We start from the raw sequence: 24,019 nt of genomic DNA on the forward strand, positions 1-24,019 counted from the left end.
GCCGAGATCAGCAAGGCCACGCGCGAACAAAGCGAGGAGATCAGCCAGGTAGGGAAGTCGGTGGCGGACATGGACTATCTGACGCAGCAGAACGCGCAGTTGGTGACCCAAGGGGCGCAGGCTTCCAGCAGCATGCAATGGCAGGTGAAGAATCTTGTGGAAGCGATTGGTGTGTTTCGATAGCCCGCGCTGCGAAGCGCCGTGATGACTGCTTCTGACCGGCAGGCGACCGTCTCGGAACGACCCTAAGAGGACTGCTAGGGTACTAGTGACTCCAGGCGGAGCTTGGGTTCTTCATAGACCGAGTCCTCGGCGGGATAGCGCAGGCCTGAAATGCCGCGAGCTTTCGCGCTTGCCCATATGACGCTTTCGCCAGCAGGCAATGTGTCTGGCTGCGAAGAGTAGATGGGATCTTTGAATGCGGTTGTTGCTGATACGAACGTCCAGCCTTGCTTGCGAAAAGCCGAAACGATATCAGGCAAGGCTGCCGCATTGATCTCATTGGTGTGCAGCAGCATCACATGCGCAGGGCTTCGACCAAGTACCTGCTTGGCCAGGCCTTCATAGTAAGCAGCCCGGTCAAGCAGGTGTTCAATGTAGGCCATCTTGACCCGGTCAGCCTTGTCGTGTGAACCAGATCGTAGAAGCGAGGAGTAGATCTGGTTGTAGTACCAATCGCTGGCATCGATGGAGACTGGAGCGGGTCTATAGCCATTTGATTTCATCCAGGACCGGATGCCGTCACGCTTTTCCTCCGTGTCACCTTCTTTCAGGTAAGGAAAGCGAAGCATCGGCACCCAAGTCGGAATGTGACGCAGAGCTGCATCGGCCTTTTTCACGTCCGCAATGAATTCGTCCAGTGTCGTCTCGGCGGATGCAAGACTGCGGTGTGTCGCCGTATGGTTGCCTACCGCATGACCTGCCTTGGCCCAATCCATGACGAGCCCCATTCCTCGATCACCGCCTATGCGAATCAGCGAGGCGAACACCATCGCTGTGATGCCAGAGTCTTTGAGGCTGGTGATGATCTGCTGATTCCAGACCTGCGCATGGGCCTGCCTGTCGGGGTTCAGTCCATCATCAAAGGTCAAACTCAACGTCTGGGCAAAGCCCGAGGATGAAAAAAGCAGAACGGTCAGCGATGCAATAGCGCGAAGAATGGTTGTCATGAGAGCTTATGAAACACGCGTGCAGTGAACCTGCAAGTCGTTGACTGTGAATCGACCCATTGCAGACGTTCGAGGATGTCTGCTGCTTGACCCTAGGCGTTATCACTGCCAGAGCGTACGAAAGAATACCGGCGAATGTCCGTCCTCAGCTTCCATCCTCTGCCTTCCCAATAAGCGTGGGCAGAATGGTTCTCTTGGAGAACATCAATGTGACTCTTATGAATGCCGAGTCTTTCAAGTCCGTCCAGGCACAGCTCCACCAAGCGGGAAGCAATGCCGCGCTTTCGGTGTGTAGGCAGGACGACAAGGTGCTGCAAGTAGCCGCGACGGCCATCGTGGCCTGACATGATGCACCCAACGATATGCTCGCCTTCTAACGCAACGAAGCTCAAACCCGGGTTGCGCAACAGGTAGCGCTGAGTAGCTTCCCGTGAATCGGCATCCCGAAAAGTAACCCCATCTGTTTTCTTCATCATTGCGGTGACGCTGTCGTAGTCCCCAATGCTCATTGGTCGGATAGATATCTGATTCACGGCGCTAGGGCAGTAGGGTGTTCTCACTGCTGTCTCCAATTTCTGGCAGTCCAACGGCGAGAGCACATTCTGCTTGAAACACGTGGACTGCTTGTGGCCGGGAGCCGCTGTCTCTGTTCGACCCATACCGGGTCTTCCCATTTCGGGTCATATGAGTGAGAAGCTATTCGCCAGAAGAAATCATGCGGCGAATCTTTGTCGCTTTTTCAAAGTGATCAAGCTTGTGTTGCTTGATCCACCATTCAGCCGCCTCCATCAGCAGGTCTGGATCATCATTTTTATTGGCGAAGAAAGCGTAAAACGAAAGGCCTACAGTTTCCCCTTTCTTCATGATTTTCTCATCGCAGATAGCAATAGCCTTGGCTCTTAAGCTCGATCTCATACTAATTTTTATTCTCAAATTTTCAAAAAAGAATTGTCATCTAGGCTAGAGACTTCAACATAAATTTCTCTGCCTCCGTCTATCTTGGAGATCTGCATCACCGTATTACACAGGATCTCAAAGTCGGCTGCTGGCCGGTTGCCGCCGTCGCTGTTCCGCATCTAAGCAGATGCGGATGAGCACTGGAGCCCTTGCATCCAATCGACAAAGAACACCAGCCTCTGATTGAAAACGTCGTTCGTTGCCGAGGGCGTTCTGGCATGTTCAAGAAAGAACTCCATTTGTTCAGCCATTTCGGGAAACCGGACCGAAAAAAACCTAGCGTATTCTTCCAGAGATTCAGGCCATAGACGGTCTGCCTCAAGGCGCAGAACGTTGGTTGCGCGAACCAGCTTTTTTGCAGCCTCTTTTTTCAGCCGTCTCGTTGCGTCTTCGTCATGTGCTTGAGAGATACGGGTCGTGTAGTCACGGAGAATCTGGACATAGTCTCCATTGACTGCTTTCGCAATTGCGGGTGAGGGCTGAAATGCCTGAAACCGAAGTGCCAGATCTGAACCATAAATACAGCGGCACTCATGCTTGAGCCAGTAGCCCCAGCTATGCAAATTGGCAGGGTTCAGCACATCCTCAAGTACACCTATATCCAAATCGATCTTGGTGACTTCAGGATGACCAGCTTCCAGATTGGAACGGACGCGCTCAAGAGATTCAGCCTCTGGTGTGGAAAGCGGCCTCGACAGCACCAACGTCAAATCCAAGTCCGACTTTCCGGGTTGGGCCATCGCTCTGGGCACGCTGCCGTACAGATACAGACTGTCGAGGACTGCCCCGAGCTCCTGCACTAGACTGTCACGCGCCTCGTCAATCAGGTTGATGAACTCGGGTTGTAGAGGTCTGACCGGGAGAGTCTTGATGAAAGTGGGGGCGGCGTCACGACAGCTTTTCATCAGCTCAAGAATAGCGCAGTGGTTCACGCTAGTGCCTCCGGCCGGCAGCAACCAACCGGTTCACAGCCCCAAGCAGTCAGTCGCTGCCTTTTGGTCTGGGCCTTCGCTACATGAGCGCTAAGGTTCGTGTGCCTGGGTAGGCCCGATATAGGACATGCTCGCGCAAAGGGTGCCCTGAAGGAAGAGAGGGATGCTCGAACGTTTGAGCGTCTCGCCTCATGCCAAGTCGTTGCATAACGCGCTCGGACGGGGCGTTATCCAACGTTGTAAAGGAAACGATTTCGGGCACTGCTAACTGTGCAAATGCAAAGGAGAGTGCCGCATCTGCCCCTTCTGTTGCAAAGCCATTTCCCCATGCCGTTTTCACAAGCCGCCAGGCTACTTCGATGCATGGGGAAAATGGCAGCTCATCGGTCGGTCTATGCAAGCCGGTGAAGCCAATGAATGTTGCGGTAGCTTTTTCCTCCACTGCCCAAACTCCCCAACCTTGCTGCTCGATGAGGTCGCGACAGTATTGCGCCATGGCATTGCTCTGCTCCACCGAAAGTGTGGCGGGGAAAAAGCGCATAGTCTCCGCGTCGGCATTCATGCGCGCAAAGATGGGGTAGTCAGAATCTTGCCATTGCCGAAGACGCAATCGTTTGGTTTCTATCTCGTGAACGTTCATCGTCAATTTTTCACACCACTTCTTCTGCTGCCTTGTTTCCAAGAGGAGCGTCTGTTTTGACTGCGGATTCAACTGGTCATTTTGTTGCATTGAGCAGTTGAATCTGCAAACCCAAGCCGCCAGCCACTTTGCTATTGCTATCTCGGAAGGCCGGCTATCAATGCTTGCTACTTGAGATTTCTTGGCCGCGCATTTGCTCGGTTGCATTCGTGGGGGAAAAACCCGTCCAGCGTTTATATGCTTGCGAGAACGCGGACACATCACTGTAGCCAAGCCTCGCGGCAATTTCTGCAACGGATAGCTCGGAGCCAATCAGCAGCTTGTCGGCTCGTGCTCTGCGAACCTCTTCGTGTAGTTTCCGAAACGAGAGACCTTCGTCATGAAGCCGGCGTTTGAGCGATCTCTCGCTTACGTGAAGCCAGCCGGCAACTTGCTGCAGGTTTGCCGACGATCCATCAGGTTGTGCCGCCAGCATTTCTCGAAGTAGCGTTCCAGTAGAAAGCGATGTGCGACGTTTGGTCATGAGGTCTTCGCACATGCGGACACACATGGCATACGTTGCCGCACTGGCTTGAGGCAGGGCTTGAGCCATAGTTGCCTGTGTTACGCGTAGTTCGTTGCTTTGCGATCCCCACTCGATCCGCACGCCGCCGATTGCGTACGGCATATGCGGCGACCGTTTCATGCTGAGGCTGAGAGCTTCCAGTTGCGTGTCTGCCCCCAGGACATCAAGCATTAGACGGCAGGTCGCGCCTACGGCGCGTTGCACTGCAAACTCGCGCAATGCCGGCTCAAGCGCAGGCGATGCAACGAATTTCAGCCGATGCATCCCGTCTGAGCGCTCATGCTCCAGCATTGCGAGCGCAAAGGTCAAGGAGAGGAAACGGTGCGCAAGCAGGAGGGCATCCAGACCGCTTGCCGCACTAAGCATTCCAAGGCCAAGAATTCCATAGGCCGTAGCGTGGTAGCGCATGCCGACAAGCAGCCCAAGGCCTGGCTCGTTTGGGATGAGAGTGAGCAGGTTTCGAATGACGGCTACTTCTTGTGCTGGATCGATGCTGATCTCTGCGTCAGCCAGCCGTTCCTGGGTTAAACCGGAGCCCTGGAGCAGGTCCCGCGCTCTCAGACCGCGCTTTGCTCCTGCTTCGAGCAGCAACTGAACACTTGCCGGACTGCGCGTGAAATCCCAGAACTGCATGAATCTTCCCCAGACTATTGGCCTGAAGCATAAAGCAGTTGGCCCGATTCAACCTTCTGCAAAGGGGTCGCAACTCCTAAAGTGAAAACAACGCGACGCAATCCGCAGCGCGTATCGATCACGGAGACTTCCATGAGCATGTACGCCGACCAACCCATCTGGCGAGAAATCCAGTCTTTCCTTCCTGAGCGCTATCGGATCCCCTTGAGCGAGGAGCCCTCCGAGTCTTTCTGGGACTGGCACGGTGATCGAATTCACATCGATGCGTACCGCAATCCGAACGCCTCGGTAAAGGTTATTCTGATGCACGGAGTCGGGACAAATGGTCGTCAGATGATGACGATTCTCGGTCGCCCGCTGGCTCAACGAGGTTACGAAACCATCGCTGCGGATATGCCTGGCTACGGTTTGACCGAAGTAGGGGAGGGCCACGTCGTCACTTACGACGATTGGGTCCAATGCGGTAGCGACCTGATTGACAGAGAACTGGCGCGTGACAGTCGCCCCATCGTTTTGTATGGCCTCTCTGCCGGCGGCATGCTCACCTATAACGTCGCGTCCCGAAACCGCAAGGTCAAGGGTATCGCAGGAATGACGTTTCTTGATAACCGGGACCGGCGGGTGCGGGACGAGACAGCGAAAAATCTGATTGTCAGCCGCGTAGGAGCTCCGCTCATGAGCAAGTTGGCCAATACGCCATTGGCAAAGATGAAGATGCCGATGAGCCAGGCAGGAAAAATGAGCGCGCTGTGCAACAGCGATGCGGCCATGAAAGTTTTCATGCGCGATAAAACCTCCGCTGCAAATGCCGTGTCCATCGCATTCCTTGATTCCTACATGTCGCATGTGCCCGAAGTCGAACCAGCTGACTTCAATGTCTGCCCTGTCTTGCTGACGCAGCCAGCCGATGATCGCTGGACTCCTCTGGAGCTAAGCGAGCCGGTAATCGGCCGAATCGGCAAGGTACCGGTTCGGACCATCATGCTGGAGAACGCGGGGCACTATCCGATCGAGGAGCCGGGTCTGTCGCAAATGGTCGATGCAATCGATGATTTCTTCCGTGAAGTGACCGGCACCGAGAAGGTGCGCTGAGTTCGGCATCCTTTCAGGCAGTGCAGCACGCTTGCGTGCCTGTCACGGGCACGCAAGCGTGTTCGCCCTGTAAAGCTCAGCCCATGAATGTCTGCCTCCGGCATCCGGGCATGGTCGACTGCTTGAAGGAGCAGAAGCTTTGCAACGGTCACCATCGCTCAAAACTGCGATTTTTCTGTTGCTAGCCCTCTCGGGGACGCGGCCACACACGGCTGCATCTCCTCGATAGCGCGAAGCAGCGATAAATCGACAAGTCTGGGCCTTCGTCGGAGGCCTCATAATGCGCAACCATGCAAGCGCTGCGTAACTCCCTGTCACTGACCCGCCTGGTTCTGGCGTGGTTCATGCTGACGTTGAGTATTGCAATGGCTTCGCCCATAGTGCATCCAAAAGCCATCGAGGTGGTCTGTACCTCAAATGGCAGCATGCAGGTGATCATGCTTGATGAGGACGGCCAGGCCGCGCCGGGGCTTCATCATTCGTTGGACTGTCCCTTGTGTCTGACCATCACGACACCGCCGAGCTATTCATCACCGCATCTTGAGCAGCCACAGCCGCTCGGCTTGGCGCTACAGCCAGTAGTTTCAGCGCGCATTGCAGCGCTGGTGGGGGCACCTCTGCCCCCGCGAGGGCCGCCAACGCTCGTGTAAGTCCACTGTGCCGCCAATCGATGGCGGATACAGCCTATCGCCGTCGGGCCCAGTCCTGCACGGCCGATCTCACTTGCACGCAGATAATTCATGACCCATCCCTTTTATGGCGCGATGCCCAATGGCAGCGCGAGTTCTCTTTCGCTCGCCTTTTTTCAACGCAACAGCGTGGCCCTGGCTGTGGCCCATCTGTCATTGGCTGTTCCTCTTGCAGTAGCGAGCTCTGCCAGTTGGGCGCAAACCGACGTCACCCTGGACACCGTTACCGTACGTTCATCGGGGGACACTCCTTTGGAGCGCCCAGTGGGCACCGGCAGCCGGCTCGACCTCAATGCACGCGACACTCCGGCCAGTGTCGAGGTGACCACGCGCGAGCAACTGGAAGCTCGCGGCGACACTTCTCTGGTTGACGCAATCACGCGATCTACCGGCATCACCAGCCTGGGACATCCGGGCAACAGTGGCAGCGCGCTCTCGGTACGAGGTTTTACAGACTCCACCTCGGTCATGCGTCTATACGACGGTACGCGCCAATACGGGGGAGTCGGCGTGAGTTTTCCCTTCGACACCTGGTCGATCGACCGCATAGAAGTGCTGCGCGGACCCGCATCCGTGATCTACGGTGACGGCGCTATTGGTGGCGTGGTCAATGTGATCCCCAAAAAGCCCACGCGCGGACCTGTTCAAAATGAAGTCCAGGCCACGGTGGGAATCAGAGGCAAACGTGCATTGGCCTTTGGCAGCGCAGGCGCGATCAATGAGCAATGGTCCTACCGACTCGATGTCAGTGGCGACCAATCGGATGGCTGGGTGGATCGTGGCGATTCCAGCAATCGGACGATCTCCGGCGCTCTGCGCTGGGATGTGACACCTGACCTCAATCTGCAACTCTCGCACGCACAAGGCCGGCAAAAGCCCATGCGCTACTTCGGTACACCGCTGATCAACGGAGTACAAGACCCGGCGCTCCGAGAGCGCAACTACAACGTTGCCGACAGCCGCATCCAGTTCAAGGATCGCTGGACCGAACTGGCTGCCCAGTGGGCACCCGGCAGCAATATCGTCGTACGAAGCAAGCTCTATCACATTGGCAGCGACCGCTATTGGCGCAATGCTGAAGCGTATCGGTACAACGCCACTACGGGATTGATCGACCGATCGGACAACACCGAGATCGGTCACGACCAGACGCAGACAGGCAACACCACGGACGTGACCTTCAACGACAGCTTGCTCGGACGTCCAAACCAGCTCTCCGTGGGCTTCGACGTGAACCGAGCATCGTTTCAGCACACCAATAACACCTACACCGGCAGCTCCGGTCCGGTAGACCCCTATAACCCCGTCCCGGGCTACTACAGCAGCTCGGTACCCTTCATTCCCCGCTATCAAAACAAGGCCGAGCAATATGCGCTGTTTGCGGAAGACCGCCTTGAACTGACGGATCGCTGGTCTGTCGTGGCGGGCACGCGCTTCGACCATGCGGATCTATCGCGCCAGGACCTGGTGGCGGGCAATCAGGCTTTCAAACGCAGCTACTCCAACACCGGTTGGCGACTTGGCTCGGTCTACAAGCTAAGTCCTCAACTGTCGCTGTATGCGCAGGCATCCAAGGCCGCAGATCCAGTGAGCGGCCTGCTGATGTTGTCGGCGGCTAATTCCGCCTTCGACGTATCGAGTGGCAAACAGTTTGAGGTCGGTATCAAGCAATCCTTCTGGGAAGGCAAGGGGGACTGGACGCTTGCAGCGTACTCCATCACCAAAAACAACTTATTGACACGAGACCCTGCAAACCCCGCTCAGCGTATACAGGTTGGTGAACGCTCCTCCAAGGGCATCGAGGGCACCCTGTCGATACAAGTCAGCAAGGCCGTGCAGATTGATGCCAACTTTGCGCTGCTCAAGGCTCGCTATGAGGATTTCAGCGAGTCCGTGGGCGGCATCGCTGTTTCACGCAATGGCAATATTCCCACCGACGTGCCGGAGCGTGTCGCCAATGTCTGGGTGAGCTGGAAGGTCGTGCCTGACTGGACGCTGTCCGGCGGCCTTCGCCATGTGGGCAAGCGCTATGCAGACAATGCGAATACCTTGAAACTGCCTGCCTACATCACGGCAGACCTGGCGCTGCAATGGAAGGCTACCAAGGCCACCACGTTCACGCTGCGCGGCTTCAACATCTTCGACAAGCACTACTTCACGACCTCCTACTACACCAACACGCAGTGGTTCGTCGGGGAGGGGCGACGTGTTGAGCTGACACTGAACCATCGTTTCTGAGCGGGCCACCGATGTGGACTTCTGCTCATGCCAAACGGCTTGTGTTTCTGGTGCATCGATGGACCGGGGTGGCTGCATGTGTGCTGATGGCGCTCTGGCTCTTCAGCGGGGTGGTGATGCTCTTTGTCGGCTACCCCAAACTGCTGCCGACCGAGCGCCTGCAGGCATTGCCTTCCCTGAGCACTGGCCAGAGCTACCTGCCTGTTGAGACAGCTCTGAAGCAAAGCCAGTCTGCTGACAAGGTGCAGCAGATCGTGCTCACCACCATTGCGGGCCGCCCCAGCTACCGGCTCAAGGAGGCGGACGGCACGCTGCGGGTGGTTGATGCAGGCACGGGCGTTGTTGCGCAGCCGCCCGACGACGCAGCGGCCTTGCGCAGCGCCAAGGCCTTCCTGTCCGGAGCAAATGGGGCGCTGCAAGGTCGCACGCAAGACGACCGCTGGACACATTCCGCCTCGCTCGATCCCCATAGGCCTCTCATCAAGGTCCTGATGGACGACTCCGCATCAAGCCTGTTGTACATCTCGTCGACCACTGCCGAGGTGGTCATGGATGTACCGCGCCATCAACGCTACTGGAACTACGTGGGTGCCTGGCTTCACTGGGTGTATATGGTGCGTGAAGGCTCCAAAGACCCTGTGTGGAGCTGGCTGGTCATCGGGCTCTCGGCATTGGGAACCGTCTCCGCCATTGCCGGTGCCTTGGTGGGCATCTGGCGATGGCGCTTCAACGGTCGCTACAAATCCGGAGCCAAGACGCCGTATCGGGAGTTCCAGATGCGCTGGCATCACATCACCGGCCTCGTATTTGGTGCGATGATGATCTGCTGGATCTTCAGCGGCCTGATGTCCATGAATCCGCTGGGGATCTTCAGCCCGCAAGGACCTCGTCCCGATCTGCATGCCTACCAGCATGCAAGTCCAGGAAGCAATCCCTTCAGGCTCACCACGCACGAAGCGCTGACACTGCTCAGCGCCGAGGGGTTTGACACGCGCGAGGTCGAATGGAAAGTACTGGATGGGCAGCCCTATCTGCTGGCCTTCAATGGAGTGGGGCAGACCCGCATCGTGTCCGCAAGCCTTGCTGCGCCCCAGGTAGAGCGGGAACTTGACCGTTCGAAACTAGAGCAGGCGGCGCAGAAGCTGTTCCCTTTTGCCATTCGCTCGACCACGTTACTGAACGAGTACGACGCCTACTATTACCGTCGGGGTGAGGCCTCGATGTATTCAGCAGCGGCGCGTGATCTGCCCGTGCTCCGGATGCAATTTGAAGATCCGGGAAACACCATCGTATACATCAGCCCGTACTCTGGTGATGTTGTGCTGAGCCTGGACCAAAGCCAGCGTACAGGGCGGTGGCTGTTCAATTTCCTGCACAGTTGGGACCTGCCGTGGATGCTGCGCCACGCCTGGCCGCGTGATGCCATTCTCGTTTTGCTGAGCATTGGTACGTTGGCTCTGGCACTGACCGGCATCGTGCTGGGCTACAGGAGACTGAAGGTATTCATCGGGCACAGGCGCCGATTTTGATCTTGGGGATGGTGCAATCGAAGAGCGTCGCTTTACAGCCTGCTGCAAGACCCGAGCGAGCTTGCCTCGCGTAGCATCGGACGCAAGCCAGGCAGGAAATTGCCTCATCCGGCTTCCATCCGATGCCTTGTCTCGCAGTCTGCAATGAGGCCGACTGCGGGAAAAATCCACCTCAGAGCAGCGGACTACGTCACGCGGATAACTTGCTTGCGATGTATTTCAGCGCACCTTGAAACACCTGGTGCCATCGCTCATCTGGCGGCTGTGCAAGCGGATGCCAGAAGAACTTGAAGTCATGACCGCCATCATCGCCGGTCCGATATGTCCAGGATTCGGGTGAACCTTCCACAGCACACAGATGGAACGCCCAGATCTGGTCCTCGTAGCCAGATGCCCATACTCCCAGATCCAGCAAGACTTCAGATGCTTCAAGTCCACTTTCTTCGCGCAATTCGCGCAATGCCGCTTCTCTGGAGTTCTCGCCCGGTTCAATCGTGCCTTTGACAATTTGCAGACCTGCCAGCGGGTGCTCAAATGCCAATATTTCGATGGCGCCTCGGTTCCGAATGACCACTGGACAGGCCTTGCTTGGGCGCAATGGAGTTTCCGATTTCATCAAACTATTTTCATGCCATAGCCTTGGCTGCTCCCGTGAGTACCATGCACTGAAGCCAGCCAAGACCAGTAGTCCCTAAAGCCCAACCTTCATGCGGTGCGCCGCGAGCCGCCACAGAGATAGCCAATCAGTATCTCCACGATGGCCTGCTCGGTCTTCTGGATCGGGTGGGGCGTTCCGGGAGGAATGACAGCGGCATGAATCAATGACTCCATGGTCCGCAACACAATCCAGGTGGCGAGATTCAGGTCTTCCTGGACGACTTCATCCCGGTGCTCCTCCAGCAGCTGACGAATGCGGCAATGAATGCTTTGATCGGCCTCGCTCTGATCCGATGGTGCATCAAAGAACGGAAACTCTTTCTCCAGCACCTGGTGCAGCTCGGGAGCAACCTGATGCGCCGCCAGCCATGCATGCACGATAGCTGCCAGCCGCTCCAGCAAGCCTGGCGACGTGGTGCCCGCCAGGACGGTTTCCATGGCCGCGTGCATTTCTACCGCGTGCCGTTCATGCAGGGCCGTGATCAGGGAATCCTTGTTGGGAAAGTACTGGTAGACGGAGCCGACGCTGACCCCGGCGCGTTCGGCAACCAGATTGGTATTGGTTCCTGCATAGCCGCGCTCGCTTAAAACGCGAGCCGTAGCTTCAAGAATTGCATCGACCAAGGCCCGTGAGCGGTTCTGGCGAGGGATTCGTCGTGGTTGAGGCAGGGGCGGCATAGGTCTGTCCGAACGCGAGTTTTCAATGCGAGCAATGGCTCATATTCTTTCACATATCGAGCAAATGCTCATATTTGGAGTGATCGATGTCCATTCGTTCTCATGAAGCGTTGGCAGCAGCGGCCTGTCAGCCGCCCGCCGTCAATGCATTAATCAAGCTGCTGCCAGTCACACAGGCAGTGTTCATCGGATTCCCGATCATCGGGACGCAGTCTGTGGCGGCCTTGCTGTCTCGGGCATGGTTCGGCATCTTTGTCGCCCCATCCCTGCTGGTCGCAGTGCGGCTGCTGAGCTTCTTGCCCCAAGGAGTGCGCCATGCATGAAATCGACCACAAGCCGCGCACAGCAAGAGCCGTGGGAGTCGTGCAGGCAGTTCATTCCATCACTCCACATATGCGGCGAATCACGGTGGGCGGTGACGAGATCGCAGCATTTCTTCAAGTGCCGGGAGTCGATGAACCAGCCGCCTGGGTCAAAGTCTTTCTTCCCACCGGGGAAGGGCGAGCCTACACGATACGAAGTGTCGACTTCAAGGCCGGAACGCTGGATCTGGACTTTGTTCTGCATGGAACAGGATCCGGCTCCGGTCCGGCCTCTGAGTGGGCATCTCGGGCTTTGATTGGCGAACACATCGGAATCGCGGGGCCTCGCAGCGGCGGTTTCCTGCTCCCCGGCAATGTGCAATGGGTCATGCTGGCAGGCGATGCAACCGCTTTGCCCGGCATCCAGAGCATTGCCAGCCGTTTGCCCGCCGACATCAATGCCAAGGTCTATGCGGAGGTGCTGTCGCCAAGTGAGCATCAGCCTATCGACAGCCTGGCCAAGCTGCGCGTCCAATGGATCAATGCCCAGCCGGAACCCGGCCTGAGCCTGTGTCAGGCACTGCTGCACCGCCCCTTGCCGACAGGGCCTGGCTACATCTGGATTGCGGGAGAGTCTGCGGCCATCCGTAGCCTGAAGCATCATTACTTTCAAGAGCGAGAGCTGCCCAGGCACGGCGTGAGCGCAAAGGGATACTGGAAGTCTGGGGCGGCCGACCACCGGGAAGCGTGATGTGTTTCTCGAGTACCTGCTGTCAGCGGGGCTGATGACGGGTAGCCGCGCGCACATCCCAGATGTGAATCCGGCGGCCTGCAAATCCTGTTTATCGGTTGTCTGCTGCTGATGCCGAAGGCAGCCGCTTGCAGGCACCCACACCGGGCATTGGCGGTATTGCTAGCCTATGCGTTTGCGGGCCCGCTCCATCGCATCGCCAGAAGGCGTAAATCCAAGTTTCGAAAAAAAACGCGGGCGCTTGAGAGCGAGAGGCTCGCAGCATCCAGGTGATGCCTTCGTCGTCGCTCACAATCTCTTCGACCAGGCTTCTACCCATTCCCTTGCCTCTCCATTCCAGAGCCACCACAACCATCGATAGATAGCCATTGGACAGTCCGTCAGTGATTGCGCGCGCAAACCCGACCACCCGGTCCTGAGAGACGGCCACGACCACTCGTTGAGATGCTGAGACAAGGCGCTCAAGAAATTGGCGGTCCGGGATACGGTGAGACCATCCATTGGTTGCCAGAAGCTGAAATGCGCTGCCCAGATCGGCAGTTGAATATCTGCGAATATGTGATGTGTTGACTTCCATGCTGGAGCATTCCTTCAAGGGAGAATTCTTGACCGCAGCAGAGCTAGAGCATGGCCTATTTCAGTCATTCAGCGACAGTGCAATGCGCTTCAGCGCAAACAGGGCTGCGAGTGGCAGTATCTGCCTGGCAATGATGCTTGCCCTGAAGAGCTTTCTTCAGACCCACAGGGAAGAGTGCTGGCCCTTCAGGCAGGTCGAGTTCGGCCAAATCAAACCATCTGGCGGTGCATTGCGTTCCACTGTCTTCATGAAACTCAATACTGCTTTGGTTTTCAAAATTCGCTATGCTGAACAGTACCTCGCAAATGAACAGCACTTCGTGGCCGGGTTCCCCTTCATGGGTATAGATGTTCTCCATCACGAGTGGAGTGCCCACTATTTCAGCGTCGACGCCCAGCTCCTCCTTGAACTCACGTATCAGCGCTGATTGCCAGTGCTCGCCGAATTCGATACTGCCTCCCAGGGGGCGAACACCTTTCAGGTGGCCCTGGTCATCCAATACCTCGACAGCCAGCAACTTGCCTTCTCGCCAGTGAAGTCCAAGCGCTTTGACTTTTATGGATGCGGCAGGCCTCCATTTGCTTGTGTACATGCTTTGTCTCTGAATAAGCCGAATCTGGTTGCGTGCATTGTGCATGCCTGAACGAAGGACTGCTTCTGGCCGGCAGCTACCGGCACCGGCGGTTGACTCAAATGGAATACGCGGCTGTCTGGAAAGGGCTGGAGAGCGATGCGGACCGCGCCCATTCTCTTTGCTGCTCGGCAGGCTGCGGCATGTGGCGATGGCCGAGGGCCAAGTGAGAACCCCTTATTTCGGGGGGTCATGAATCGCCGCGGCGGATCAAGCCGCAATTTTGTCCGACTGCCGGGGGCTTTCGATCGGTATATCCGGATAGTCCACTCCAGACACATGTACCCGATCACGCCCGGCATTCTTTGCCTGGTAGAGGAGCTGATCCGCCTCCTTAAGGGCCCGCTCAAATTGAAAAGCCTGGGTGATCGATGAAAGCCCAAAGCTCATGGTCATTCTGGTGCCGGATGGAAGAATGTCATTGCTTGAGCCGATGTCGCGCTGGACTTGCCTGGCAATGGCTTCGGCATCCTTCAGTGCAATGTTCGTCAGCAAAATCACAAACTCTTCACCGCCAAACCGGGCAACAAGGTCGTGTTCTCGCATATTGCTTTGCAGGATCGCCGAGACAAGCTGCAGCACCTTGTCGCCGCGCTCGTGTCCCCAGGCGTCGTTGATGCGTTTGAAGTGATCTATATCGCAGGCCAGCACTGCCATGGGATAGAGCCTCAGGTCGGCAAGACGTTCCTGGGCATATTCCTGAAAGGAGCGGCGATTCAGTATCTGCGTCAAAGCATCAAAGTCACGTTCCTTGCGCAGCTTGCCAACCGTTTCCTTCACGGCAATCGCGGTCATCACCACGGTGAAGAGCAGCGAGAAGTTCAGAATGCTCAGCAGCGTCAGGATCCAATAGGGCGAGCTTGGCAGGGAACGGAGATCGGAATATCCCAGCAGCCAGATCAAGACGGGTCGAGTGAAGGTGTAGGCGGTGAAGAGGACGCTCAGCCAGAGCAGCGATTGATCGAGCCAGTCGAATGAGTTCCTCCTTGAGCGGATCTGCAATATAGGCAGCAGTAAAACAAGACCGGAACCGACACTGAAAGAGCTCACCCGAGCCCAGACGTTCGGCTCGACCCGGCTGAATTGGTAAAGCGCAGCCAGGGTGACTATGGCGATGAGCAATGCTGCATGCGGTTGGGTGGATACACGCCAGCGCTCTGCCCAGCTTCTGGCAAGACACCACGCACTCAGCAGGTAGAAGCTGCCGATGAGCAGGGCGTAGCGGTTGAGTTCTTCGAGAGGGAGCAGGCTTTGCGCCCCGAGAGGCAGTGCTGTGAGTGAATAGGCGCAAGCTTGCCAAAGCAGAAAGCGCTGTGATCGCTGGACAAGCCAGGCAACGATCAATATGGCAGCCAGAACCAGTATCGCCAGCGACGGCGTCAGAACCAAGATGAAGTCATTGTTCGAGAACATCTGACCAGAGCCTCCTCGATCAAAGATCGAAACGGAGCAGCATTGCCTGTTCCTGGATTGCAAAGCGACAACCAGCAGCCAGCATTCATACATCCTGGCGTGTGATCTCACAAGTCCTTGCCATGCCTTGTGTCTGGTCCACGTCACCCGGATTCGAATGTGAGCCAACCGGCAAGTCCGCTCAGGCGATGTCGGTGTTTGAACTCCTGTCCTTGGAATCGTCGGCTGCCATCGGGCCTGGGAAGATGATTTGGCGCCGTGATCCACCCAGCCGGCATCATGCAAGCCACCAAAGAAAAAGCCCGCGTCATGGCGGGCAGGTCTTTGTTGCGCAACAAGTCAAGGGCGCAAATTGACGGTCTTCGAATATCTGTCGAGGTGCTCCAGCAGGCGCTCGTAGAGCTCATCCGTCGCCATCGAGTTCAAGACCTCCGCCTTGATCTCTTCGGCGCGCTGGCTGAAGTTGTGTTGCAGATTGCTTTTCTTGTTGTCATCCAGCGTTTCGATCAGGGCAATGAGAAGTGCTTCTTGCGCCATGATCTGGCCTTTCATCATCCTCAGCTGGGCGCTTTGATTGCCTAGGAACTCCATCCAACCCTTCCTCTTTCATGATGTGTGTCAAGTTTGAGGAATTATGGTGACTGTAGCTGTCGCGGAAATTTCACCTCCCTCGTTCTCCGGGCCACAGAAAGTGCCCCTAAGTGTGCAATTGATGCACAGAGGTCGTGGTGTGGCTTGAATCCTGAATCCAGACGTCAGGCCAGCTGTTTTGGCAACCGGGGCTTGGCTCTTCAAGACATCTCGTGAAGCTGATGGCGCCTGCTGCGTCCAGCCGCTTTCTTCCGGTCTGCCGGGCTGAATCTCCGATCCTCCGGTACAGGGCTGGCGCTGGCAGCAAGGCGGGGCTATCTCCATCAAGACAGCAGTTGCTTGGTCACGGACGGATGACATGGAAAAATACCGGGGTTAGTCCATCTACGAGGTTGTGATGCCCTTGTTTCACACCACTGTGTTGACTGGTCTGGCGATGCTGGCCTTTGCCGGCAACTCGCTGCTGTGCCGCCTTGCGCTCCAATCCCACTCCATTGATGCTGCGAGCTTTACGGCAGTGCGCCTGGCTTCGGGTGCGGCAATGCTGGCGCTGGTCGTGAGCCTGAAACGCGCTCCCTCTACTGGCGTTGGCAACTGGACGTCGGCGGGCTTGTTGTTCGCTTATGCGGCGTTGTTTTCCTTTGCCTACGGGAGTCTGTCGGCCGGTGTCGGTGCCTTGCTGCTTTTCGGCGCGGTGCAGGCGACCATGGTGGGCGTGGGCCTTTGTCGCGGCGAGACACTCGCACCCCGGCAATGGGGCGGATTGGCGCTGGCTTTCGGCGGCCTGGTGGTGTTGCTGCGACCCGGACTCTCGGCACCGCCCCTGGGGGCGGCTTTGCTCATGCTCCTGGCAGGGGTTGCCTGGGGGCTGTATTCCTTGCTTGGCAAGGGCGCAACCGATCCGGTTGGCGTGACGGCAGGAAATTTCATACGGACGGTGCCGCTTTCGCTGCTGATGCTCGTGATGGTGCAGGGGCAGGCCTCACTGAGCACTGCAGGATTGATGTATGCGCTGTGCTCAGGAATGCTGACTTCCGGGTTGGGCTACGTCGCATGGTATGCGGCGCTACCCCAGCTGAAGGCGGGGGCTGCTGCATCCATACAGCTGAGCGTTCCCTTGCTGGCCGCCATCGGTGCCGTCTCCCTGTTGGGAGAGCCCTGGACCATGCGGCTGACTCTGGCTGGCGCCGCCATATTGGGCGGTATCTCATTGGTTGTGGTGACCCGGTCTGGCGGCAGGCCTGCTGTGGCAAAACAGTAGTTGTGCAACCCTTTCACCAGCGCTCTTCAGGAGCCGGGAGAGCAGTGCTTACAGCATCTTTGTGCTGCTCGAATGTTACGAGTCTGAACGCAGGGGCAGGTCGATGCGGGACCTGTTCGATGCAGAGGCTCCCATGCGCGAGCCTGCCGCCGAGCCGAAGAACATCGCTTTACATGGGTATCTGTCGGCAGGAATAGGCTGTCAGTGCCACTTGTAGAAAGGGCTGCCATGAAAGAGCTAGTTGCACTGACTGCGTTCGCCTTGATATTGACCGGATGCGTGATGCAGAGGCCGGTCAATGGGCAAGGAATGGATCCAGGCTCCCAGAAGGTTGAGAAGAATGCGGATCAGGATCTTAGAAACAACGATATTCAACAGCGGGATCGCTCGATCGACTTTGAAAACGACTGGGACCGGGATCACTTTCGTGACCGCGGAAACGAGGGCCATGAAAATCAAGGCAGCCTGTGGCCGTGGCCAGGCTCCGGATTGAGTGGCGGGCGCACCTATCCGGGAGGCCAAAGCTGGGGCTATTAGCGCAGCGTCACGCGTCAACCATCACGCAGTGCCGCAGTGCTGCAACCCGGCAGCCGGGCATGCATGTCTGGTCGGGCGACCCCATTGCGCAGTGCCTTGGCCGGAACGGGGAGAGGGCGCAGTTGCCATCCCACACAGCCGAGGCGCCCAGGCAGAAGCTGAAAAAGCAGGCCGGCTTGCCGTCAAGCGGCCATTTGGCCATTTGCGTGCGTTCCCCGGATGCAACCGGTGCGCCTACGCCAGCTGGCGGACGTTGTGGGGCATGTCAGAAGAAAATCCCTCAAGATGCCGGCAGTTGTTTGCACAAAGCCGGGCTTACACATTGAAAAACCGCGCGAATTCGGTCCGTCTAAACTTCGCACATGAAGAAACTGTTTGGAGTCTCTGCGCTCGTCTTGCTTTTGTCGGGCTGCTACGCGGCAGGCCCTGGATACAGCTACGGGTATAGCGATACCTACATCTATCAGCCTTATGGCGGCTCGTACTACTACGGGCGGCCTGCATATGGGCCTGGCTACTACCACCATCATCACGCGCATCGCCCACCGAACCACAGGCCGCATCCAGGCCACGGAGGGCATGGAAATCACCGTCCACCGCATGGAGGCCATCGCCCGGGTGGCGGTCATGGTCACGGCCATCGCTGAATGACGGGCCTCGACTGGCGCGCTCGAGCGAAGGCTGAGAAACAGATAACGCCGCCGTTTGCCAGGTCAGGGGGCGGCAAGCCAACACGTCCGGGCTGACGCAAAGCGCCGTGTCACCTGGCGTGACTACCAGAGGGCTGGCCGAAAGGGCTGGCCGTGGTTGGGCGGCTGTGCCCGGTTAGAGGTTGCCGCCCGAAATCTCGATCAGGCTACCTGTGGTGTATGGCGACTCGTCCGAGATGAGCCATACGATTGCATTGGCAACCTCCAGAGCCGTTCCTCCGCGCTTCATGGGAACGCCGGCGGCCAGGCGCCGAACCCGGTCCGGCTGTCCCCCGCTGGCATGAATATCCGTTTCAATGAGGCCGGGACGGACAGCGTTGACACGGATGCCTTCCGCAGCCACTTCCTTGGCCAGCCCCAGAGTCATCACATCCACAGCACCCTTGGATGCCGCGTAGTCGACATACTGGCGTGGCGCGCCAAGTCTTGCAGCAATGCTGGACACATTCACGATGGCTCCACCATGGCCGCCATTGGCAGTGCTCATGCGATGCACCGCTTCGCGAGCGCAAAGAAAAGCGCCTATGGTGTTGATGCGAAACATTCGCTCAAGGCGCTGCAAACTGAACTCGGCCAGCGTCTGTGCCGTGTCCACAATACCTGCGTTGTTGACCAGGGCGTCCAGGCGCCCGAACTGTACATCTGCCACGGCAAAAAGACGGCGAATCTGCTCTTCGCAGCCCATATCAGCCTGAATGGCCATGGCGTGCCTGCCCATTTCCGTGATTTGCGAGACAACCGCATCGGCTGCCGCCTGGTCTGTATTGAAGCTGAGCAGTACATCCCAGCCTGCCGCTGCTGCCTGCAGGGCGGTGGCTGCGCCAATGCCTCGGCTGCCTCCGGTGATGAGCACAACTTTGTTTTTCATGGGGCTCCTTGGTGATCCATTTGATACTGCTGTGAGTTTCGTCTCCAGCTTCACGGTTCTCGATTCATCTTATCGCTGCATTTCCTCTGCGGCCTAGGCTTGATCCGGTCCAAGTGCTCATGCTTTTGTATCTCAAGGCAACAAAAAACCACCTGTAGAGGTGGTTGAAAACCAATCGCAAGGCTGGATTCAAGAGACAGGGCTACCAGTGTCGGTAGTTGTGGCGCATGCGCAGCAGTCTCTCTTCCTCCTGCTTTTTTTCCATGTCTGTGGGCTCTTGCGGGTCTAGCTGGGGCGGCGCAGGGAAATCCTTGTCCATGGAGAACAGCTCCTTGGTGGTTTCCCAGAACTTCTGGATTGGCGGGGGAATACGGCTATCTGGCATATAGACCTCCAGTCCTGGATGACGAATCAAGATTGATCGCCGAGCTCCACAGTACTCTTTTTAATAACCTTGAAGCCCTATCCAATAAGTAAAACGTCAGCTTTGGTGCATAAGCAGGATGAGGCGAACGCCAGGAAAAGCCGCGATGCCCCGTTTCCATCGGCTCTGACAAGGCTTCGGGCTGATGGCTCTTGATGCGCAGGTTCGGCAATTCAGGTGCCACAGGCTGTCCAAGACTGGCGAGCAGATGCGGCTAGCATGCAAGGCTCAACAGTGGAGCAAAAATGGAAAAGTACCGGTTCAATGTGTTTGGCGACATCCTGGCCATAGAGCGCAGCAACTCGGGATGGCGCTGCTTTGCGGTGGGACTCGATGGAAAGCTTGGCCCGGTGGATCTGGTCGTTCCTCCCGAGATCACTCATGAGGAGCTGCCTCAGTACCTCTATGACATCTACCATGAGAGCGCGGCATTGTCGGATGGCGACATCTTCGAGATATCCTGAGTCTCATCCGGATGCTGCCCGCAGCTCGTCAGAGATCTATGGTCCTGCTGCCCATTGTGTCTGTGACCCATTCGCCAATCTGTTCGGCACCGGCTTCATCATTGCAAGGAGATGGCCGCCATGACTCTTCAGAAGAACCCGCTCAAAGAACCGGAGCCCAAGCCGGATCCGATTGATCCGCCCAATGATCAGCCGCCTGCAGAGCTGCCGGGCGATCCGATAGAGCAGCCCAATGTGTAGCTGCTAAAGCCCGCGAAGTGCAAGCTGTCTTCATTTGCTGGCGAGCATCCGAAGTGGGACCATGACTGCATCGATGCACTCAAGGAGAGCGGCGATGTCTACTCTCATGATTCAACTGATTGGTCTGCAGCTGGTCGTCTTGCTGGTGGCCTGGGTCATTTACGAAGTCAGAGACGATTGGACGTAAAAACCCGGCTGCAGCAAGCCTCTGCCGCTCGATCAAGTCACTTGCTGGTGATCGAGCGCAAAGAGTCCGGTGGGCAAGTGGCCTATGTGCTCCGCTGAACTGTCCGTGGCAAGCATGGACGCCCTGCAATCTCTGGATGACCGGCCTGAATGGAGTTTTGGGCCGCGCCATCATCGATACAGCCAGGGAGCTTGCCTGAGCTTGTCTATCTGCTTGCAAGGCAGCGGTGCATGGTGCCGGATGCGCAGTCAATACCAGCCCGCGTGGCCCGGGCCGGCTCAAACCCTTCTATAGCCAGCGTCGTACCTGCCGACAATAGGCCACGAACAAATCACCAAATTTCGCCTGCAGCGCTCTTTCCTCTGCTTGTATCTGGAAGTGCTGAAGATAGGCCATGAACAGCGGCACAAGCAGCAAGCCTGATAGCTTGCCCAAATACATGGCGAGTGCCAGCAATAAAAGCGTAAAGCCCAGATACATCGGATTGCGTGTCACCCGATAGATCCCGCTGACCACCAGCGCCGTCGATGCTGCCGGGTTGATGGGGTTCACCGTGGTCCGGGCACGCTGAAATGCCCGAACACCGGCGAGGCAGAACGCTCCGCCCAAGGCGGCGAGCACGAGGGCCGCCATCCATGACGCAGTGAATCTGACCGGCAGGATATCGGGCAGAAGCCACATTGCCACGGCAAACACAGCGACCAGCGCCATCGGCGGCACCCGCAGCATGAGTAAAGAGGATTTGGTCCGCGGTGGGGATTGAGAAGTCATGCATTCAAGCCTAAAGCTTAAAGTGACTTCATGGTCAATCATGTGCTGCTGCATGCCCTGGCTGTATGAACTGGCTGTACGTCACGCCGTTGGTGGCAAGCGGGCCATGACTTCTGATGCTCAAGAAATCCCGCAATATTGCGGGCTTGCATTACCCAGATGTCGGCAGATCAGGACGATAAGCACGGATGCATCAAACCTGGCATTCAGTTTTTCGTAGCGTATGAACGGTATTGCTGAGTTTACGGCTCCGAAAAATAAGAATTTTCTTATCCCTGTCATTGACTGCTTTGATTAGCATGTTGTCAATCGTCTGATGCTTTCTTGAGTCCACCTTCATATTCCGTCGTTGATCGCCGAGAGCGCCTTCTTATTTTTGCTTGCTTGATAACCGGGAGGCGGTTAATACCCCGTTTTCATATTTATTCAAGAGTGCATTGACTGGCATGACATCGTTGGCATGGGCGGGAATCGAGGCAGCTGCGTGTTTCAGTCCGAAACCCTGGCTTTCAAGGAATTTGGCAGCAGGTGGATAAATCTGGATTTCTCCCTTGGCGAAGCTACGTCTCGATCAACTCAAAAAGTTACAGGGGCGAAAATAAATTTCGCACATGGTCTGATCGCGGAAACAGTGAAATCTCTTTCTACTGCCTTGGAGGTAATTCTCTGCAGAGAACTTTTTATTCGTTAAATATGCTGCTGTTGTGATTTTTTATGCTGGTCATCAGCCATAAACGTGGCTGCTTTCATGCGAGAAATAATGACACAAGAAATAAATTGGTCTTTTATGAGGGAGACAACGCCTGGCAAGCGTTTTCAATTGACCTCACTATTTGTTGTCGTACTGAGCTTTGCAGCTCCTGCCATGGCGCAACTGTCCGGTTCAGCCATTGAACAGCAGCAGTTGCAACGACAGCAAGAGCGTGAACGGGAACTGCGTGAGCGCATGGCTCCCAATGCCGATACCTTGCAGCCGCGGACCAAGGCAATTGAGCTGGAGATGCCAACCAGCGAGATTCCCTGCTTTGCGCTGCACTCCCTTGAATTGACTGGAGAAAAACTTGATCAAGTGCCGTGGCTCAAGGCGGCAGCGGGTATTGATCTGGGTGCCAGGCCTTGCGTTGGGGCCAAGGGTGTCGAAGTCATCCTGGCTCGGCTGCAGCAGGCAGTGCTTGAGCATGGCTACGTGACCTCCCGGGTCATGGTGGCTCCGCAAAACCTCCAAAGCGGGGTGCTGACCGTGGTATTTATTCCTGGCGTTCTCAGGTCCATCCGATTTACCCCGGACAGCACAGGAGACACTTCACTGATTGCAGCGCTGCCGTCCAAACCTGGAGAGCTGCTGCAACTGCGCGATATTGAACAAGGTTTGGAAAACCTCAAGCGTGTTCCAACGGCAGATGCCGATATTCAAATCACTCCCGCCGAAGGCCCGGATGTCGAGCCCGGCCAAAGTGATTTGATGATTACTTATCAAAAAATAAACCCGCTGCGCTTTAACGTCGCCTTGGATAATGGCGGCACCAAATCCACAGGCAAAGTCCAAGGCACGGGCACAGTGTCCTGGGACAACCCGCTGGGCCTGAATGATCTGATGTATTTCAGCTTCGGCGGTGGTATCGGCAATGGTGGCAACCGTGGCACCGAGACCCGTGCAGCGCAGTATTCCGTGCCTTTGGGGTACTGGCTGGCAGCCCTGTCCGGCTCCTATAACAAGTACCACCAAGGCGTGGCCGGTGCCTATCAAAACTACACCTACAGCGGCGAATCCAGCAACCTGGACCTCAAGCTAAGTCGCGTAGTGTTTCGCAACGCCTCCTCGAAGACAACCGTTGGCATCAAGGCGTTCCAGCGGACCTCCAACAACTACATCGACGATGTGGAAATCGATGTCCAGCGCAGGCGCACCTCGGGTTTTGAGCTGAGCCTGAACCAGCGCAGCTATCTGGGCAATGCCATCCTGGATGCCAATCTGGCCTACAAGCGAGGCACAGGTGCTTTTGCGGCCTTGCACGCGCCAGAGGAGCCCTTTGGTGAAGGCACTTCGCGCATGAAGCTCTTCATTGCCGATCTGGCATTGTCCAAGCCCTTCGAGCTGGGCGGCACCAGACTCAGATTCAGCAGCAACTGGCATGGCCAGTGGAACAAGACGCCGCTGACGCCACAGGACCGCATTGGCATTGGCGGCCGTTACACCGTACGGGGCTTCGATGGAGAAAGCACCTTGCTGGCGGAGCGTGGCTGGTACTGGCGCAACGAACTCAGCACCCCCTTGAGTCTGGGCGCTGCGGGCAATGCCGAGGCCTTTGTGGGCCTGGACACCGGCCATGTCAGCGGGCCTGCTGCGAAGTACCTGGTGGGCCAGTCATTGACCGGCGCGGCCATCGGCCTGCGCGGGGCCTGGCGCAAGCTCTCCTATGAAGTCTTTGTGGCAACGCCTGTCAAAAAGCCGGAGCACTTCCGAACCTCCCACACCAACCTGGCTCTGAGCCTGGCCTACAGCTTCTGAGGCG

26 protein-coding genes and 1 pseudogene are annotated in these 24,019 nt (G+C 57.0%); 12 read left to right on the forward strand and 15 right to left on the reverse strand.

Annotated features, from left to right (window positions below; translation table 11 throughout):
- A pseudogene (locus tag V8Z78_RS25715) lies at positions 1 to 183 on the forward strand (hypothetical protein); the annotation flags it as partial.
- Between the two features lie 74 nt (positions 184 to 257).
- On the opposite strand, the gene V8Z78_RS25720 reads toward V8Z78_RS25715, so the two are convergent.
- From V8Z78_RS25720 to V8Z78_RS25745, 6 genes are all read right to left on the reverse strand, one after another.
- Positions 258 to 1,169, reverse strand: a complete 912-nt coding sequence (locus V8Z78_RS25720) for a polysaccharide deacetylase family protein (RefSeq protein ID WP_349732422.1) — start codon at positions 1,167 to 1,169, stop codon at positions 258 to 260.
- A gap of 92 nt (positions 1,170 to 1,261) precedes the next feature.
- Complete coding sequence (locus tag V8Z78_RS25725; RefSeq protein ID WP_349732423.1) at positions 1,262 to 1,843, reverse strand: GNAT family N-acetyltransferase; 582 nt, start codon at positions 1,841 to 1,843, stop codon at positions 1,262 to 1,264.
- 22 nt (positions 1,844 to 1,865) lie between these two features.
- Complete coding sequence (locus V8Z78_RS25730) at positions 1,866 to 2,033, reverse strand: DUF6500 family protein (protein ID WP_231879666.1); 168 nt, start codon at positions 2,031 to 2,033, stop codon at positions 1,866 to 1,868.
- Between the two features lie 212 nt (positions 2,034 to 2,245).
- Positions 2,246 to 3,058 (reverse strand): nucleotidyltransferase domain-containing protein, encoded by an 813-nt coding sequence (locus tag V8Z78_RS25735; RefSeq protein WP_349732424.1) that lies wholly within the window; start codon positions 3,056 to 3,058, stop codon positions 2,246 to 2,248.
- Between the two features lie 79 nt (positions 3,059 to 3,137).
- Positions 3,138 to 3,788, reverse strand: a complete 651-nt coding sequence (locus V8Z78_RS25740) for a GNAT family N-acetyltransferase (RefSeq protein ID WP_349732425.1) — start codon at positions 3,786 to 3,788, stop codon at positions 3,138 to 3,140.
- 67 nt (positions 3,789 to 3,855) lie between these two features.
- Entirely contained in the window at positions 3,856 to 4,896 is a 1,041-nt protein-coding gene (locus tag V8Z78_RS25745) for an AraC family transcriptional regulator (protein WP_057092371.1), read from the reverse strand.
- A 132-nt stretch (positions 4,897 to 5,028) separates the two neighbouring features.
- On the opposite strand from V8Z78_RS25745, the gene V8Z78_RS25750 reads away from it, so the two are divergent.
- The 4 genes from V8Z78_RS25750 (at position 5,029) to V8Z78_RS25765 (ending at position 10,444) form a co-directional block, all read left to right on the forward strand.
- A complete protein-coding gene (locus V8Z78_RS25750) occupies positions 5,029 to 5,988 on the forward strand; it encodes an alpha/beta hydrolase (protein WP_080771303.1) in 960 nt (319 codons plus the stop codon).
- Positions 5,989 to 6,278: 290 nt separating this feature from the next.
- A complete protein-coding gene (locus V8Z78_RS25755) occupies positions 6,279 to 6,638 on the forward strand; it encodes a DUF2946 family protein (RefSeq protein ID WP_034361806.1) in 360 nt (119 codons plus the stop codon).
- A 90-nt stretch (positions 6,639 to 6,728) separates the two neighbouring features.
- Positions 6,729 to 8,915, forward strand: coding sequence for a TonB-dependent receptor (locus V8Z78_RS25760; RefSeq protein WP_349732426.1), 2,187 nt, complete (start codon positions 6,729 to 6,731; stop codon positions 8,913 to 8,915).
- 11 nt (positions 8,916 to 8,926) lie between these two features.
- Positions 8,927 to 10,444 (forward strand): PepSY domain-containing protein, encoded by a 1,518-nt coding sequence (locus tag V8Z78_RS25765; RefSeq protein WP_349732427.1) that lies wholly within the window; start codon positions 8,927 to 8,929, stop codon positions 10,442 to 10,444.
- A 190-nt stretch (positions 10,445 to 10,634) separates the two neighbouring features.
- On the opposite strand, the gene V8Z78_RS25770 is transcribed toward V8Z78_RS25765, so the two are convergent.
- Both V8Z78_RS25770 and V8Z78_RS25775 read right to left on the reverse strand, forming a co-directional pair.
- Positions 10,635 to 11,060 (reverse strand): NUDIX hydrolase, encoded by a 426-nt coding sequence (locus tag V8Z78_RS25770; RefSeq protein ID WP_349732428.1) that lies wholly within the window; start codon positions 11,058 to 11,060, stop codon positions 10,635 to 10,637.
- 89 nt (positions 11,061 to 11,149) lie between these two features.
- Entirely contained in the window at positions 11,150 to 11,779 is a 630-nt protein-coding gene (locus V8Z78_RS25775) for a TetR/AcrR family transcriptional regulator (RefSeq protein ID WP_179626208.1), read from the reverse strand.
- Between the two features lie 86 nt (positions 11,780 to 11,865).
- Here V8Z78_RS25775 and V8Z78_RS25780 point away from each other — a divergent pair, with 86 nt between their 5' ends.
- A complete protein-coding gene (locus tag V8Z78_RS25780) occupies positions 11,866 to 12,102 on the forward strand; it encodes a hypothetical protein (protein WP_003064066.1) in 237 nt (78 codons plus the stop codon).
- Entirely contained in the window at positions 12,095 to 12,832 is a 738-nt protein-coding gene (locus tag V8Z78_RS25785; protein ID WP_349732429.1) for a siderophore-interacting protein, read from the forward strand. Before V8Z78_RS25780 ends, V8Z78_RS25785 begins: the two co-directional genes overlap by 8 nt.
- Before the next feature lie 91 nt (positions 12,833 to 12,923).
- Here the strand turns inward: V8Z78_RS25785 and V8Z78_RS25790 are convergent, their stop codons facing one another.
- From V8Z78_RS25790 to V8Z78_RS25805, 4 genes are all read right to left on the reverse strand, one after another.
- Positions 12,924 to 13,409 carry a GNAT family N-acetyltransferase gene (locus V8Z78_RS25790; RefSeq protein ID WP_502878876.1) on the reverse strand — a complete coding sequence of 162 codons (486 nt, stop codon included), beginning with the start codon at positions 13,407 to 13,409 and terminating at the stop codon, positions 12,924 to 12,926.
- Between the two features lie 64 nt (positions 13,410 to 13,473).
- Positions 13,474 to 14,001 (reverse strand): NUDIX hydrolase, encoded by a 528-nt coding sequence (locus V8Z78_RS25795; RefSeq protein ID WP_003064057.1) that lies wholly within the window; start codon positions 13,999 to 14,001, stop codon positions 13,474 to 13,476.
- A gap of 249 nt (positions 14,002 to 14,250) precedes the next feature.
- A complete protein-coding gene (locus tag V8Z78_RS25800; RefSeq protein WP_179626206.1) occupies positions 14,251 to 15,453 on the reverse strand; it encodes a GGDEF domain-containing protein in 1,203 nt (400 codons plus the stop codon).
- Between the two features lie 339 nt (positions 15,454 to 15,792).
- Entirely contained in the window at positions 15,793 to 16,044 is a 252-nt protein-coding gene (locus V8Z78_RS25805; RefSeq protein WP_034359117.1) for a hypothetical protein, read from the reverse strand.
- Positions 16,045 to 16,441: 397 nt separating this feature from the next.
- Between V8Z78_RS25805 and V8Z78_RS25810 the strand changes: the two genes are divergently transcribed.
- The 3 genes from V8Z78_RS25810 to V8Z78_RS25820 all read left to right on the forward strand — a co-directional run bounded on the left by V8Z78_RS25810 (position 16,442) and on the right by V8Z78_RS25820 (position 18,493).
- Positions 16,442 to 17,305, forward strand: a complete 864-nt coding sequence (locus V8Z78_RS25810) for a DMT family transporter (protein ID WP_349732430.1) — start codon at positions 16,442 to 16,444, stop codon at positions 17,303 to 17,305.
- 228 nt (positions 17,306 to 17,533) lie between these two features.
- Positions 17,534 to 17,842, forward strand: coding sequence for a hypothetical protein (locus V8Z78_RS25815; protein WP_012838489.1), 309 nt, complete (start codon positions 17,534 to 17,536; stop codon positions 17,840 to 17,842).
- A gap of 471 nt (positions 17,843 to 18,313) precedes the next feature.
- On the forward strand, positions 18,314 to 18,493 hold the full coding sequence (locus V8Z78_RS25820; protein WP_100086394.1) for a hypothetical protein: 180 nt from the start codon (positions 18,314 to 18,316) through the stop codon (positions 18,491 to 18,493).
- A 174-nt stretch (positions 18,494 to 18,667) separates the two neighbouring features.
- Here the strand turns inward: V8Z78_RS25820 and V8Z78_RS25825 are convergent, their stop codons facing one another.
- A complete protein-coding gene (locus tag V8Z78_RS25825; RefSeq protein ID WP_349732431.1) occupies positions 18,668 to 19,420 on the reverse strand; it encodes an SDR family oxidoreductase in 753 nt (250 codons plus the stop codon).
- Between the two features lie 202 nt (positions 19,421 to 19,622).
- The gene (locus tag V8Z78_RS25830) at positions 19,623 to 19,805 is read right to left on the reverse strand and encodes a hypothetical protein (protein WP_012838487.1); all 183 of its coding nucleotides are present in this window, start codon (positions 19,803 to 19,805) and stop codon (positions 19,623 to 19,625) included.
- Positions 19,806 to 20,089: 284 nt separating this feature from the next.
- On the opposite strand from V8Z78_RS25830, the gene V8Z78_RS25835 reads away from it, so the two are divergent.
- Positions 20,090 to 20,308, forward strand: coding sequence for a DUF7661 family protein (locus tag V8Z78_RS25835; protein WP_003064031.1), 219 nt, complete (start codon positions 20,090 to 20,092; stop codon positions 20,306 to 20,308).
- 715 nt (positions 20,309 to 21,023) lie between these two features.
- Here the strand turns inward: V8Z78_RS25835 and V8Z78_RS25840 are convergent.
- A complete protein-coding gene (locus tag V8Z78_RS25840) occupies positions 21,024 to 21,548 on the reverse strand; it encodes a methyltransferase family protein (protein WP_349732432.1) in 525 nt (174 codons plus the stop codon).
- Positions 21,549 to 22,371: 823 nt separating this feature from the next.
- Between V8Z78_RS25840 and V8Z78_RS25845 the strand changes: the two genes are divergently transcribed.
- Positions 22,372 to 24,015, forward strand: a complete 1,644-nt coding sequence (locus V8Z78_RS25845; protein WP_349732433.1) for a ShlB/FhaC/HecB family hemolysin secretion/activation protein — start codon at positions 22,372 to 22,374, stop codon at positions 24,013 to 24,015.
- Positions 24,016 to 24,019: the final 4 nt, after the last annotated feature.

This window comes from Comamonas sp. wu1-DMT, from assembly GCF_040187805.1.
GTDB lineage: Bacteria > Pseudomonadota > Gammaproteobacteria > Burkholderiales > Burkholderiaceae_C > Comamonas > Comamonas thiooxydans.

Excerpts from the sequence above, each read along its gene's own strand:
- V8Z78_RS25835 (WP_003064031.1), top strand. The coding sequence starts at position 20,090 with ATGGAAAAGTACCGGTTCAATGTGTTTGGCGACATCCTGGCCATAGAG.
- V8Z78_RS25820 (WP_100086394.1), top strand. The coding sequence starts at position 18,314 with ATGGCGGCTCGTACTACTACGGGCGGCCTGCATATGGGCCTGGCTACT.
- V8Z78_RS25760 (WP_349732426.1), top strand. The coding sequence starts at position 6,729 with ATGACCCATCCCTTTTATGGCGCGATGCCCAATGGCAGCGCGAGTTCT.
- V8Z78_RS25780 (WP_003064066.1), top strand. The coding sequence starts at position 11,866 with ATGTCCATTCGTTCTCATGAAGCGTTGGCAGCAGCGGCCTGTCAGCCG.
- V8Z78_RS25805 (WP_034359117.1), bottom strand. The coding sequence starts at position 16,044 with ATGGAGTTCCTAGGCAATCAAAGCGCCCAGCTGAGGATGATGAAAGGC.
- V8Z78_RS25775 (WP_179626208.1), bottom strand. The coding sequence starts at position 11,779 with ATGCCGCCCCTGCCTCAACCACGACGAATCCCTCGCCAGAACCGCTCA.
- V8Z78_RS25815 (WP_012838489.1), top strand. The coding sequence starts at position 17,534 with ATGAAAGAGCTAGTTGCACTGACTGCGTTCGCCTTGATATTGACCGGA.
- V8Z78_RS25720 (WP_349732422.1), bottom strand. The coding sequence starts at position 1,169 with ATGACAACCATTCTTCGCGCTATTGCATCGCTGACCGTTCTGCTTTTT.
- V8Z78_RS25810 (WP_349732430.1), top strand. The coding sequence starts at position 16,442 with ATGCCCTTGTTTCACACCACTGTGTTGACTGGTCTGGCGATGCTGGCC.
- V8Z78_RS25755 (WP_034361806.1), top strand. The coding sequence starts at position 6,279 with ATGCAAGCGCTGCGTAACTCCCTGTCACTGACCCGCCTGGTTCTGGCG.
- V8Z78_RS25825 (WP_349732431.1), bottom strand. The coding sequence starts at position 19,420 with ATGAAAAACAAAGTTGTGCTCATCACCGGAGGCAGCCGAGGCATTGGC.
- V8Z78_RS25830 (WP_012838487.1), bottom strand. The coding sequence starts at position 19,805 with ATGCCAGATAGCCGTATTCCCCCGCCAATCCAGAAGTTCTGGGAAACC.
- V8Z78_RS25800 (WP_179626206.1), bottom strand. The coding sequence starts at position 15,453 with ATGTTCTCGAACAATGACTTCATCTTGGTTCTGACGCCGTCGCTGGCG.
- V8Z78_RS25725 (WP_349732423.1), bottom strand. The coding sequence starts at position 1,843 with ATGGGAAGACCCGGTATGGGTCGAACAGAGACAGCGGCTCCCGGCCAC.
- V8Z78_RS25785 (WP_349732429.1), top strand. The coding sequence starts at position 12,095 with ATGCATGAAATCGACCACAAGCCGCGCACAGCAAGAGCCGTGGGAGTC.
- V8Z78_RS25765 (WP_349732427.1), top strand. The coding sequence starts at position 8,927 with ATGTGGACTTCTGCTCATGCCAAACGGCTTGTGTTTCTGGTGCATCGA.
- V8Z78_RS25840 (WP_349732432.1), bottom strand. The coding sequence starts at position 21,548 with ATGATTGACCATGAAGTCACTTTAAGCTTTAGGCTTGAATGCATGACT.
- V8Z78_RS25750 (WP_080771303.1), top strand. The coding sequence starts at position 5,029 with ATGAGCATGTACGCCGACCAACCCATCTGGCGAGAAATCCAGTCTTTC.
- V8Z78_RS25740 (WP_349732425.1), bottom strand. The coding sequence starts at position 3,788 with ATGCAACAAAATGACCAGTTGAATCCGCAGTCAAAACAGACGCTCCTC.
- V8Z78_RS25845 (WP_349732433.1), top strand. The coding sequence starts at position 22,372 with ATGGCGCAACTGTCCGGTTCAGCCATTGAACAGCAGCAGTTGCAACGA.
- V8Z78_RS25730 (WP_231879666.1), bottom strand. The coding sequence starts at position 2,033 with ATGAAGAAAGGGGAAACTGTAGGCCTTTCGTTTTACGCTTTCTTCGCC.
- V8Z78_RS25770 (WP_349732428.1), bottom strand. The coding sequence starts at position 11,060 with ATGAAATCGGAAACTCCATTGCGCCCAAGCAAGGCCTGTCCAGTGGTC.
- V8Z78_RS25745 (WP_057092371.1), bottom strand. The coding sequence starts at position 4,896 with ATGCAGTTCTGGGATTTCACGCGCAGTCCGGCAAGTGTTCAGTTGCTG.
- V8Z78_RS25795 (WP_003064057.1), bottom strand. The coding sequence starts at position 14,001 with ATGTACACAAGCAAATGGAGGCCTGCCGCATCCATAAAAGTCAAAGCG.
- V8Z78_RS25790 (WP_502878876.1), bottom strand. The coding sequence starts at position 13,409 with ATGGAAGTCAACACATCACATATTCGCAGATATTCAACTGCCGATCTG.